Consider the following 11,741-nt stretch of genomic DNA (forward strand, 5'->3'; position numbering starts at 1 on the left):
GGCCTTGGGGTGATTTTGCAGCCTCACCTTGGGGGTGCCAGCGCTATGCACGTGCCAGCACCGCGTTTGGGGTGCCATGCGGTGTTGCTCCTCCTGGCAGGCACGAGCCTGCCGCGTCGTCGCGCCTTGCCTGGCACCCCAACAGCAGCGTTGGCAAATGTATCCAACTGCCGTTTTTAGGCTGAGCGCGTCGGCGCGGCAATGGCCGCAACGCACTTCTCATCGCACTTCCATTGGCATTGGAATCCAAGCACTTGCGCAATGTCGGCGACTGGAGCCTGCGCTTGGGATAGTGGCGGGGGCATCCGGCGTCTTGCGTGGCACTGACAATCGAAAGCTGTATTCAATCCAGCATCAGATCATCGCGCCAACGCATCAGTAATCCATTTGAGTTGCTCGGCGTAGGCGGATTTTTTGAGGGAATTTTGAATTTTCTCACGCATGCGCTTAGCCTCAGCATCACTGATTTCTGTGATCGTCATGCCCTTGTTTTTCAAGAAATCTATCGCTTCAACGGTCGATCGCCGGCTGTCTTTTCTTTCATATTCACGTGCCGCTTCTGACGAAGCTTCAATGGCCGACCGTTCTTCCGGCGATAAGGACTCCCACCATGAACGGCTGGCAGTAACGATCCATGGACTGTACACATGCCTGGTCAATGAGAGATGCTTTTGCACTTCATAAAACTTGCACGACTGGATGGTATTGACAGGATTTTCCTGCCCATCCACGCTGCCCGATTCCATGGCCGCAAATAAATCCGCAAATGGAAGCGGCACGGGGATCGCGCCAAAGCTGCTGAACATGTCAATATAAATCGGATTTTGCATGACACGCAAACGAATGCCTTCAAGATCTTCGATGCGTTTGATGATGCGCTTGGAGTTGGTGAGATTGCGGAATCCATTTTCCCAGTAACCAAGCCCCACGAAGCCATGGGATAGTAATTTTCGGCTTAAGCGCTGTCCCAGCTCCCCATCCAGCACCTTGTCCGCTTCTTCTTCATTGCTGAATATAAAAGGCAAGTCAAACACGCTGAAGTCACTGACATATTTTGTCAACGTGGCAGTCGATCCAACCATCATCTCAAGCGACCCTTGAATCAAGGCCTCTTGCATGGAGTCGTCATTACCCAGTGTGGCGTCACCAAACTCTTTGAGTTTTAATTTGCCGCCTGTTCTGCGTGCCAAATCCTCCGCAAAAAATCGTGCAGCACGACCTTGGTTGCTGGGAGCCGCCAGGCCATAGCCGAAACGGATGATGCGTGACTTATAGCCGGATGTGTTGTGCTGATGATTCTGCCCCGACGAGACCTCGCGCGATGGCAGGGACGATGCTCTCTCGGCATTCGGTTCACCCCCACCAACTTTGGAGTCAGTACGAAGTTTGAACAGGCACACGACCTGCGCCAGATTTCCTGCCTGGTCTTGCATCGTCTCTGCTGCACGCCCTGCCTGCCCTACCAGGGCTGTCGTCGTGCCCAAACCGATATCGAGTTCAGCCACAGCGATATTGATGCGTTGAAGATACTCAGTTTGCTTATCTGTTTCCGCATCAATACTGGCAACAACATCATTGACCCGGACCACAGTCCCAAGCATCTCCTGGGTGCGCGATCCTGCGTTATTGGCCAATTCTTCACCACGGGACACTTGCGACAAAGACTCCCGAATCAAACCCGCGATCTCCTTTGCTGCAGTGGCCGAGCGCGTGGAAAGTCGACGCACTTCGGCCGCAACCACTGCAAATCCACGGCCTTGATCTCCGGCACGTGCTGCCTCCACTGCTGCATTCAGGGCAAGAATATTGGTTTGAAAGGCAATGCCATCAATGACGCTCACGATGTCGGAGACTTTACGAGATGATCTGCTGATGGCAGACATCGTGTCGGCCATGGCAGATACCGCGGCGCCTCCATCGTTAGCCGCTTTCATGGCCTCTTTGGCTATGGCATGTGCTTGGCTGATGCTTTCCTTGTTTTGCTCAATGGCGACTGAGAATAGTTCAACAGCGCCTTTGGTGTTGTTGAGCATTTCTACCTGATTCTGGGTTTTATCGCTTAGTTCCAATGTTGCATTGGCCAAACCGTCAGACGTCTGTGCCACAGTTTCAGCCCCACTTCGGGCGTGGCCGACGATATCAACCAGACTATCTCGCATGGCTGCGATGGCAGCCAACACACTGCTCTGGTCATTCGCATCGATTTTGATATCGACTGCAAGGTTGCCCAAGGAAATTTTCTTCGCTAACCAAGTGGCATAACTTGGCTCACAACCGATCTGCCGATAAATCCATTTGGTGACCCAATAGGCCGCCACCATATTGCATGCAACACCTGCTAAAGAGGCCGCAACTAGTATAACTGCATGGGTAGAATCTGCAGCCATGTATAGCCAATATGCCGCTAACCATACTAGTCCGACAAGCAACACGGATGCCACAAAATAACCGACTCCGATACGTTTTCCGAGTGACCATTCCCGATTGGATAACGCGGCTGTTATACGTTGCAAAGAAATTTTCATGAGTACAGCAGAAGGATAAAACTGAATAATCTCAAGAGGTTTTCAGCAAGGAGAATAGTGGCGCTGTGGCGTCCTTAGAATGACCGTATCCGTAACATTGAACTGCTGTTTCATGCGTCTTACCGTCGGATAGTTCCGTCATGGGTGGATAGCGCTGTCCTAAAAGCCTGATGTTGGCACAACAGTCTCCAAAGAATCTAGGTCGGGATCGTCCGCTTGATTAGGATAGCGCTATCTTAGCGAACAAAAAATGTTTGGCAACACGACCAGCACAGAAAAGGCCCCCAGCCGTGTTCGGCAGAGACCCACAAGCGCCCATCCAGCGCAGCCGCTTCGCTTGCGGGCTCCGACCCATGAGTCCCGGGTCTGCTGCCTTGATCTGCCCGACACCACAACGTTCACACGCTTGCGGCGGTGTGGCGTGTTGCTCAATCCAGGCTGCGAAGTTTACGCCCCGATTTGGGGTTGTTGGGCAAACACCGCCATGGTTTGCGCCGATCTGGCAGATTCTCTGAAGGGCTACCACCCGACGCAGACCCACAAGAGCCCCGGCCATGCGCAGGGCGGCTGCCGATCAGCCCCTGGTGGAGGACGCCTCGGACGGTGGATTGCAGATGCGCTGCAACGAAGGTGCGGCGGCTAACTGCAGGCCGCGCTGAATGACGTCAAAAAAGCAACTGGCGTGCGACCGGGTCAAGACCATGGCGGGTGGGTTCTTGCAGCGAGGCCTGCTCGAGATGGCGCGCAAGCGCATCTGCCAATCGCTGTCCCACATGCTGTGCAAGCCTGCGAAGCCTGCCAGCGCCGCCCGCGCGAGTTTCGCTTAAGGGGCTTTATTGAGTCGGCACCTTTGAACTTGAACCAGCCGTTCGGGCTGAGCCTGTCGAAGCCTTGCGCAGAGCTTCGAACCGCATCAACGCATTCAAGTTGGTTGATGCCGACTCAATAATGAACCTCTGCATGACTCCCTGCGGTCTGCGCGGGCCCGGGCTCGGGCAGTCCACGGCGTTGCTTTTCTTGCCAATAGCCAGGCTATTGGCAAGAAAAGCGCCTTGTGGCCTATCCCGATCCGCACCAGCGCATCCTCGCGAGGGTTATGCAGAGCCTCCTTAACGCGTGTGGGGGGGGAGCGTATGTCTACAGCCCGCAGGCTCAATCTCCCGCCACCCAGCGCTGCACCCCGAGGGCTTGGAGCGCCCGAGGGTCCCGCGCCATCGTCCGGTCGAACGCTGTGACGCCATCCATGAGAGAGAAACCAAAGGTGATGGTCCACGGCGCAGCGGAGCAGACACACGGTATCTGCGCGTAAACCGGGCCGTAGCGCCCACGCGCAAACGCGAGGATAATTGCTATATAAAAAATAGCATCCAGGTCAATCAGGCCGTGCGCAACAGGCCAAAAACATTCAAATTTTGGTCGTGTCCAGCGCGCTGCGTCACAGCTTGCGCAACCGCGTGAGCGCCGCGCGCAAGGTCTCGTCCTTTTTGGCAAAGCAAAACCGCACTACGCGCTGATCGAACCCGTCGCCATAAAACGCCGACAGCGGGATCGCGGCCACGCCAATTTCGCGGGTGAGCCACTGGCAAAAGTCTGCTTCGTTCAGGTCGCTGACGGCCGAGATGTCCACACACTGGAAGTAGCTGCCCGTGCTGGGCAGCAGCTTCAGGCGCGAGTCCGCCAGGCCTGCTCGGAACAGGTCGCGCTTGGCCTGGTAGAAGGCGGGCAGTTGCAGGTAGGGCGCAGGGTCTTGCAAGTACGCGGCCAGACCGTATTGCACCGGGGTGTTGACGGTAAACACGTTGAACTGGTGCACCTTGCGGAATTCGGCCGTCAGTGCTGCGGGCGCAGCTACGGTGCCGACCTTCCAGCCCGTGACGTGGAAGGTTTTGCCAAAGCTGGACACGATGAAGGCGCGCGCCGCCAGGCCCGCAAAGCGCGCCGCGCTCTGGTGCTCTGCGCCATCGAACACCATGTGCTCGTAGACCTCGTCGCTGATGAGCAGCACGTCGGTGGGCGCCAGCAGCGCTTCTAGCTGCCGCATCTCGTCGGCGGTCCAGATGGTGGCACTGGGGTTGTGCGGGCTGTTGATGATGATCGCCCGGGTGCGGGGCGTCATCGCAGCGCTGATGCGCGCGAAGTCCGGGCGGAAGGTGCCCGGTGTCAGCGGCACGCGCACGGCCTTGCCGCCTGCCAGCTCGATGTTGGGCACATAGCTGTCGTAGCAGGGATCCAGCACGATCACTTCGTCGCCCGCATGGACGATGGCCAGGATGGCGGTGATGATGGCCTGCGTAGCGCCCGCCGTGATGGTGATCTCGGTGCTGGGGTTGTAGGCGCGGCCATGCAGCGCCTCGATCTTTCGGGCGACCGCCTCACGCAGGGCGGGCACACCGGGCATGGGCGGGTACTGGTTGTGGCCCGCTTGCATGGCCTGGGTGACGGCATCGACCAGCGCAGGGTTGCATTCAAAGTCCGGAAAGCCCTGGCCCAGGTTCACGGCCTGGTGCTCGGCCGCCAGGGCCGACATGACGGTGAAGATGGTGGTGCCCACATGGGGCAGCTTGCTGGCGAAGGCGGGGATTCGTGCGGTGGCTTGGGTCATGGCGCAACGGCAAAGAAAGAAGGTTGTCGGCGGCGTCTGGGCGCAAGGGCTACAGCTCGTAATCGTTCACATGGCCGGTCATGGCGCGTGCGATGAGGTCGCGGCTGAGTCGGTCGCTGAGCAGCTCGGCAAACTTGTACACGAAATTGCGCAGGTAGGCACCGCGCTTGAATGCAACGCGCGCCACGCTCTGGCCAAAAAGATGGCCCACCGGCCGCACGGCAAGGTCGCCCACGGGGTCGTCACGCATGGCCATCTCGGCCACGATGCCGATGCCCAGGCCCAGCCGAACATAGGTCTTGATCACATCGGAATCAATCGCCTCCAGCACAATGCGCGGCTGTAGCTTGCGGTTGGCAAACGCCTGGTCGATTTTCCCGCGCCCTGTGAATGAGGGGTGGTAGGTGATGAGGGCCTCGTGCGACAGGTCTTCCAGGCCGATTCGTTCTTTGCGTGCCAGCGGATGCTCGTTGGGCATTACCAGGACATGCTGCCATTCGTAGCAGGGCAGGGTGACCAGTTCAGCGTAGTCGGCCAGCGACTCGGTGGCCATGCCGATCTCCGCGACCTCGTCGATGATCATGCGGGCCACTTCATGCGGCGTGGCCTGGTGCAGGCTGATGTTGACCTTGGGATAGGACTCGCGCAAGCGCGCCACCGGCACCGGCAGCACATAGCGGGCCTGGGTGTGGGTGGTCGCAATGCTCAGGGTGCCGCTGTCCTGGGCGCTGAACTGCTCGCCAATTCGTTTGAGGTTGCCCACCTCGCGCATGATGACTTCAATGCTCTTGAGCACATGCTGGCCCGGTTCCGTGATGCGCTTGAGGCGCTTGCCGTGGCGGGCGAAGATGTCCACCCCCAGCTCTTCCTCAAGCTCGATGATGGCCTTGGACACCCCGGGCTGCGACGTATGGAGCGCCTTGGCGGCTTCCGTCAGGTTGAGATTGCGGCGGGCTGCTTCCTGAACAAAGCGAAACTGGTGGAGATTCATATCTTTTATCGCCTAAAGCGGCTCTTTATTATGCTCCACGGTTTTAACGTCTGCCCGGCTACGGCGGCGTTTCGCAGGCAATTTCGGCCATGAGGGCGGTCATGCGAGGGTCTTCGCCAATGGCCTGCTGCACGCTGAACGCAACACCGGGGTGTGCGTCACGCAGTTGTTGCACCAAGATCGGCAAATCCTCGCGCGCGTGCTTGCCGGTACCCAGGAACATGGGCACGATCGTGATCAGGGTTGCCCCCCGGGTCACCTGGTCTGCGGCGGCCGCGGGCAGCGATGGCTCGCACAGCTCCAGATAGGCGCAGGCCACCGGGCGCTCGGGCTGCTGGGTGGCGATGCGTCGCGCAACGGCCTCCATGGGCGCACGCCACAGAGGATCGCGCGAGCCATGGGCAAAAAGGATGATGGAACGGGTCATGGGCAGGGCAGGGTAAGAAGAGTGGATGCGCCAGCGGCTAATGCCGCAGCACCAGCCAGCCGAGCGCGGCCAGCGAGAGCATGCTGTAAATCAGCCCCGGCGCAGCCGCCGTGAGCCAGGGAGACCATTGATGCAGGTTGCCCGCGTAGCCGAAGACGTTGTTGAGCAAAAAGAAGCTGATGCCCGCCATCACGCCGCCAAACACATGCCCGGCAATGCCGCCAGAGCGAAAGTGCAGGTATGCAAACGGCAGCGCCAGCACGACCATGACCAGACAGCTGAGCGGGTAAAACACCTTGCGCCAGAACTCGATCTCGTAGCGCTGCGCCGACTGACCATTGGCATCGAGGTGCCGCACGTACTGGAATAGCTCAAGCGTGGCCATGCGATCGGGTTTGAGCACCGAGGCCGCGACCATGTCGGCGCTGATGTTGGTGGCCCATTGCAGCGATGGGACTTCCAGACGCTCCAGGTGCGCCCCCTCGGTGTTCGGGCGGTGGAAGATGCTCCGCTCTACGCTTGCAAGTTCCCAGGCTCCATCGGCACCAAACTTCCCCGAGGCCGCGCGGGTTTGCGACGACAGGCGTCCGTTGGCGTCAAACTCGAAGATGCGAATGCCCAGCATGCCCCCGTCCGCGCCGAGCGCGCGCACATTGACGGCAAAGGAGCGATCGTCCTGTCTTTCCTTGAGCCAGGCGCCGGTGGCGCCGGTCGTGAGTCGGCCAAGGTATTTGGCCTTGACCAGCTGCGCTGCCTTGTCGCTCAGCGGTGCAAGGTAGTCACCGACCGCAAAGGTCAGCACCACAAAAAAGCCACCTAGAGTCAGCAAGGTGCGCAGAGCCCGCCAGGGGCCCAGGCCGCTGGTGCGCATGATCGTGAATTCCGAGCTTTGCGCCAGCCGGGCCATCACAAAGATGGTGCCGATCAGTACCGTGATCGGCAGCAACTCGTAGAGGTGACTCGGAATGCTGAGCACCACAAACAGCAGCGCATGGGGTAACTGGTACGCGTTGGCCCCGGCTCTTCCAACCCAGCGTAGCTCGTCCACAAGATCGAAAAAAAAGAACAGGGCGAGAAAGCCGGCTGTGACAAAGCCCACAGCCACGAGGGCCTCGCGGTGGATGAAGCGGCGCAGCGTTTTCATGGATTGATGACCTGACGATGCAGCAGGTGGCGGATGGACCACTTGTTGTGGCGGGCTGCGAGGATAACGGCAGCCAACAGAAACATGCCTCCGTGCAGTGATGCCATGAGCGGCAAGAGCCCCAGCCTTCCGGCGGCCACCCAGCTCTGGCCCAGGGTCATGAGGTTGTAGTACACGATGAAAGCGAACAGCGCGAACACCAAACTGGTGCTGCGAGCAGCGCGTGGGTTGACGCTGGCAACCGCCAGGCCGAGCACCACAAAATTAAGCGCCGCCAGCGCCAGTCCCAGCCGCCAGCCCAGCTCTGCCATGAATTCGGGCGCGGGCTTCATGACAAGCTGGTACGTAGGAAGCGTCTTGACGGCCATCTCTTGCGGCAAGCCCGCAGGAGCAGACCCGATGCGGATGCCGTACTCCTTGAATTCGCTGATCTTTACCCCCGGCTGGTCCCGAGACGTCTCAAGCCGTTGCCCGTCGCTCAGGATGGCGATGCGTTCGCCGCCCTCCGTGGTGATCCGCGCGCTGCGGGCCGAAGTGACCGATTCGCGAGCGCCATCGTTGGTGGCAATGAAGATGTTGTTGCCCGTCAGATTGTCCGGCGTGTCTTTGTCGATGAAAAACACCCGGCTGCCATTGGAAGACTCTTGGAACTCACCCGGAGCAATGCGATCGATGTCGCTGCGCTGCTCGTAGCGGGTGCGAAGCTCTTGTATCTGCGAGTTGGCCCAAGGCCACACCAACAGCGAAAGCACGGCCGTGATCACAAGCACAGGCCATGCAAATCGCAAAACGGGCCCAAGGAAGGCAACAAGGCCGCGGCCGCTGGCAAACCAGATGACCATTTCGCTGTCACGGTACATCCGCGATAGCGTGCCCACCACCGCGATGAACAGGCTCAGACTGAGGATGGTGGAGAGCTGACCCAGCACCGTGAACCCCATCACCAGCATCACGTCCGACGGGCTCACGCTGCCGCGCGAAGCCTGACCCAGCGTGCGGATCAGCATCATGGTCATGACCACCGTTACCAGCACGACAAGGGTCGCTCCAAAGCTGCGAGCCAGCTCCTTGCGAATGGATGAATCGAATAACATAAGCTGAAAGCGTATGGTGATCTTGTTACCGGCCTGGACGGCGTTTCAAACCCTCAAGCGCGGCGCTGCGAAGTGCGCCGAAGGGGCGGCTGTCAAGCCCAACGCGGATAACGGCCACTGTCATTCGCACCATGCGCGCACGCTGGTCACCACCATCAGCCAGGGCCACATCGGGCCGCCTGAGGACGTGCTGGGGGTAAATGATCCGCCAGGCCGGCCAGCCAAAATGGACAACGCCTAACCTCAAGAACTGCACTATTCGCTCGAAGGAAAGCGCCAATTATGAACTTTGATCTCAAGACCCTGCCCCTTGCCGCTGCCGCCGCAGAAAAGTGCGACCTTCTGGTCGTGCTCGTGCCGGAGGGCTTCAAGCCCGGCAAGGATGCGCTTTCTTCCTTGGTCGCGCTGGCGCTCAAGCATGGTGACTTTGTTGCCAAGGCCGGCAAGCACCTGCCCATGTACCAGGTGCCTGCCGTGGCGGCTCGCCGTGTGGTGTTGGCAGGCCTGGGCGACAGTTCGGCGCGGGCGGTTCGCCAGACGCTGCTGGCGCTCGGTTCTGCCATCAAGGCGCCACAGACCCGGCGAGTGGTCGTGTGTTTTGCCGCGTCCACCGTGGCGCCAGATGCCGTCAATGCTGCAGTGCAGGCGGTGGCCGAAGCCAGCTACGCGTACACCACCACCAAGTCCAAGGGCGAGCCGCGTGTGCTGAGCCGCTGTATTGCCGGCGTGCCCGATGCGACAGCCGTTCGTGAAGGTTTTGACCGTGGGGTCGCGCTGGTGGCGGGCGTCGAGCTCGCGCGTGAGTGGGGCAATCGCCCGGCCAACCACGCCACGCCTTCGCTGCTGGCCGATGCCGCCAAAGCACTGGCCAAATTGCCGCGCATCCAGTGCAAGGTGCATGGTCTGGCCGAGGTAGCGCGCCTGGGCATGGGAGCCTTCATGGCCGTGGCGCGGGGTTCGGAAGAACCCTTGCGTTTCATAGAGCTGCGCTACAACGGTGCTGCGCGCACGGATGCGCCTGTGGTGCTGGTGGGCAAAGGCATCACATTTGACACTGGCGGCATCTCGATCAAGCCCGCCCCTGAAATGGACGAGATGAAGTTCGACATGTGCGGGGCCGCCAGCGTGCTCGGGGTGTTCCGCGCCCTGGGCGACCTGCAGCCGCCGATCAATGTGGTGGGCCTCATCCCCGCATGCGAGAACATGCCCGACGGCCGCGCCGTCAAGCCCGGTGATGTCGTCACCAGCATGAGCGGCCAGACCATTGAGATCCTCAATACCGACGCGGAGGGGCGGCTGGTGCTGTGCGATGCCTTGACCTATGCCGCGCGCTTCAAACCATCGGCCTTGGTCGATATCGCCACGTTGACCGGTGCCTGCGTTATCGCCCTGGGTGGCGTTCGCAGCGGCCTGTTTGCAAACAATGATGCGCTCGCCGATGCCATGCAGCAGGCAGGCGATACGGCCCTGGATCCGTGCTGGCGTATGCCGCTGGACGACGACTACGCGGAAGGCCTCAAGAGCAACTTTGCCGACATGGGCAACGTGGCCGGGCGAGCGGGTGGATCAATCACGGCAGCAAAGTTTTTGCAAAAGTTTGTGGGCGAAACGCCTTGGGCGCATCTGGATATCGCGGGAACAGCCTGGAAGGGTGGCACGGCCAAAGGTTCAACGGGGCGACCGGTTGCGCTGCTGGTGCAGTATCTGCTGCGGCAAGCGGAGGCGGCGGTAGCCCCACCGGTCGCTCGCGGCCGATCGAAGGCGAAAAAATCTGTCGAGGCAGGCTGATAGCTGATGACTGACATTGCATTCCATTTCAACGTGCCCGACAAACTCGTCTACGCATGTCGCTTTGCACGCAGGGCGCAGCGCAGCGATTCACAACTGGTGATTGCGGCAGATGCAGAAACGCTGGAGGCGCTCGACAGGATGCTGTGGCAGATAGCGCCCCAGGACTTCGTCGCGCACTGCGTCGCAGGTGCAGACGAGGATCTGGTACGCGCGTCGCCGGTTTTCCTGGCGACAGATGCTGGCAGTTGCATGCACCACGATGTGCTGCTGAACCTGATGGACGCCGTTCCGCATGGGTTTGAACGTTTCGACCGGCTGGTGGAGGTGGTCAGTGCGGTGGACCAGTCCGACCGATTGCAGGCACGTGCCCGCTGGCGCCACTATGAGTCCTGCGGGTATGCGATATCGTCGTACGCCCATGATTCGAAAGGCGGCTGATGGCCATTCCCCCCAGAGTCCCTCCGCGCTTTGTCCCTACCCTCACCGAAGTCGTGCAGGTGTCAGAGGCGCAGCCTTTGAGACCTGCTCCAGCGCAGGCTCCTCGCACCACCACGATTTCAGCGCCGCATACTGCTCCTCCTGCTGTGGTCACCGCCAGCCCGACCCGCAGTCCCGATGCCGCGAAACCGTCCAGGGAGGCGCCGCCCCTCGCGCCCATGGCTCCCCAGCGTGCCGGAGCGCCATCGCCGGTGACTCCAGCCCGCGCACCGAGCGGCGGGCCAGCGGTACCCCAGCCGGGCGTCGGTGCAGCGCGGGTGGGTGCCAGCAGGCCGTCAGTCGCGAGCGTGGCGTCCGGCAAAGCACCCCATTCGAAACTTTCTGACGGCACAGAGGAGTACATCGTCCACCGGGTCATGCAGCGCGTCGATGTGGTGCTGGAAAAGCGCCTTCGTGAAGCCATTGCCGCAGTGGTGCAGGAGCAGACCCGGTCGGTCCTTCCGCGGTTGCGCGAAGAGATTGAATCTGTAGTGCGCCAGGCGGTCTACGAGGCGGTTGCCGACGAGTTGGCGAGTGCCACGACGGTCCCGTCTAGTGTCATGTCCCGTTAATTTCTGGCATTAATCGTGCATGCCAATGCGGTATCTTGGGAACGGAGATACCGCCATGAGGACAGGAAGACCGAAAGTCGAGTTGCTGCTGACGGACGATGAGCGCTCGCAGCTTCAG

The 11,741-nt window shown here is 60.4% G+C and carries 11 protein-coding genes; 5 read left to right on the plus strand and 6 right to left on the minus strand.

The genetic code is table 11. The features are described 5' to 3' along the window. Positions 1-359: 359 nt before the first annotated feature. Positions 360-2,525 (minus strand): DctP family TRAP transporter solute-binding subunit, encoded by a 2,166-nt coding sequence (locus ACK543_RS10635; protein WP_409942824.1) that lies wholly within the window; start codon positions 2,523-2,525, stop codon positions 360-362. A 659-nt stretch (positions 2,526-3,184) separates the two neighbouring features. Between ACK543_RS10635 and ACK543_RS10640 the strand changes: the two genes are divergently transcribed. After that, positions 3,185-3,352, plus strand: a complete 168-nt coding sequence (locus tag ACK543_RS10640) for a hypothetical protein (protein ID WP_409942825.1) — start codon at positions 3,185-3,187, stop codon at positions 3,350-3,352. A 608-nt stretch (positions 3,353-3,960) separates the two neighbouring features. Here the strand turns inward: ACK543_RS10640 and ACK543_RS10645 are convergent. Genes ACK543_RS10645 through lptF form a run of 5 tightly spaced genes read right to left on the minus strand, consistent with a single transcriptional unit; the run spans position 3,961 to position 8,783 of the window. After that, positions 3,961-5,127, minus strand: coding sequence for a pyridoxal phosphate-dependent aminotransferase (locus tag ACK543_RS10645; protein WP_409942826.1), 1,167 nt, complete (start codon positions 5,125-5,127; stop codon positions 3,961-3,963). A gap of 49 nt (positions 5,128-5,176) precedes the next feature. After that, positions 5,177-6,118: a CysB family HTH-type transcriptional regulator gene (locus ACK543_RS10650; RefSeq protein WP_409942827.1), complete on the minus strand. Its 942-nt coding sequence runs from the start codon at positions 6,116-6,118 to the stop codon at positions 5,177-5,179. Between the two features lie 58 nt (positions 6,119-6,176). Continuing rightward, complete coding sequence (locus ACK543_RS10655; protein ID WP_409942828.1) at positions 6,177-6,545, minus strand: sirohydrochlorin chelatase; 369 nt, start codon at positions 6,543-6,545, stop codon at positions 6,177-6,179. A gap of 37 nt (positions 6,546-6,582) precedes the next feature. Beyond that, positions 6,583-7,689 carry an LPS export ABC transporter permease LptG gene (gene lptG, locus ACK543_RS10660; RefSeq protein WP_409942829.1) on the minus strand — a complete coding sequence of 369 codons (1,107 nt, stop codon included), beginning with the start codon at positions 7,687-7,689 and terminating at the stop codon, positions 6,583-6,585. Next, entirely contained in the window at positions 7,686-8,783 is a 1,098-nt protein-coding gene (lptF, locus tag ACK543_RS10665; RefSeq protein WP_409942830.1) for an LPS export ABC transporter permease LptF, read from the minus strand. The genes lptG and lptF overlap by 4 nt, the downstream gene beginning before the upstream one ends. 13 nt (positions 8,784-8,796) lie before the next feature. Between lptF and ACK543_RS10670 the strand changes: the two genes are divergently transcribed. The 4 genes from ACK543_RS10670 to ACK543_RS10685 all read left to right on the plus strand — a co-directional run bounded on the left by ACK543_RS10670 (position 8,797) and on the right by ACK543_RS10685 (position 11,623). Continuing rightward, on the plus strand, positions 8,797-9,024 hold the full coding sequence (locus ACK543_RS10670) for a hypothetical protein (protein ID WP_409942831.1): 228 nt from the start codon (positions 8,797-8,799) through the stop codon (positions 9,022-9,024). 41 nt (positions 9,025-9,065) lie between these two features. After that, positions 9,066-10,571, plus strand: coding sequence for a leucyl aminopeptidase (locus ACK543_RS10675; protein ID WP_409942832.1), 1,506 nt, complete (start codon positions 9,066-9,068; stop codon positions 10,569-10,571). A 6-nt stretch (positions 10,572-10,577) separates the two neighbouring features. Continuing rightward, positions 10,578-11,012 carry a DNA polymerase III subunit chi gene (locus ACK543_RS10680; protein ID WP_409942833.1) on the plus strand — a complete coding sequence of 145 codons (435 nt, stop codon included), beginning with the start codon at positions 10,578-10,580 and terminating at the stop codon, positions 11,010-11,012. Between the two features lie 218 nt (positions 11,013-11,230). After that, positions 11,231-11,623, plus strand: a complete 393-nt coding sequence (locus tag ACK543_RS10685) for a hypothetical protein (RefSeq protein WP_409942834.1) — start codon at positions 11,231-11,233, stop codon at positions 11,621-11,623. Positions 11,624-11,741 lie beyond the last annotated feature (118 nt).

Source organism: Acidovorax sp. (assembly GCF_046341535.1).
Taxonomy (GTDB): Bacteria; Pseudomonadota; Gammaproteobacteria; order Burkholderiales; family Burkholderiaceae_C; genus Acidovorax.

Coding starts and splice junctions, on each gene's coding strand:
- ACK543_RS10670 (WP_409942831.1), top strand. CDS start 8,797: ATGGTGATCTTGTTACCGGCCTGGACGGCGTTTCAAACCCTCAAGCGC.
- ACK543_RS10645 (WP_409942826.1), bottom strand. CDS start 5,127: ATGACCCAAGCCACCGCACGAATCCCCGCCTTCGCCAGCAAGCTGCCC.
- ACK543_RS10640 (WP_409942825.1), top strand. CDS start 3,185: ATGACGTCAAAAAAGCAACTGGCGTGCGACCGGGTCAAGACCATGGCG.
- ACK543_RS10680 (WP_409942833.1), top strand. CDS start 10,578: ATGACTGACATTGCATTCCATTTCAACGTGCCCGACAAACTCGTCTAC.
- ACK543_RS10650 (WP_409942827.1), bottom strand. CDS start 6,118: ATGAATCTCCACCAGTTTCGCTTTGTTCAGGAAGCAGCCCGCCGCAAT.
- ACK543_RS10675 (WP_409942832.1), top strand. CDS start 9,066: ATGAACTTTGATCTCAAGACCCTGCCCCTTGCCGCTGCCGCCGCAGAA.
- lptG (WP_409942829.1), bottom strand. CDS start 7,689: ATGAAAACGCTGCGCCGCTTCATCCACCGCGAGGCCCTCGTGGCTGTG.
- ACK543_RS10685 (WP_409942834.1), top strand. CDS start 11,231: ATGGCTCCCCAGCGTGCCGGAGCGCCATCGCCGGTGACTCCAGCCCGC.
- ACK543_RS10655 (WP_409942828.1), bottom strand. CDS start 6,545: ATGACCCGTTCCATCATCCTTTTTGCCCATGGCTCGCGCGATCCTCTG.
- ACK543_RS10635 (WP_409942824.1), bottom strand. CDS start 2,525: ATGAAAATTTCTTTGCAACGTATAACAGCCGCGTTATCCAATCGGGAA.
- lptF (WP_409942830.1), bottom strand. CDS start 8,783: ATGTTATTCGATTCATCCATTCGCAAGGAGCTGGCTCGCAGCTTTGGA.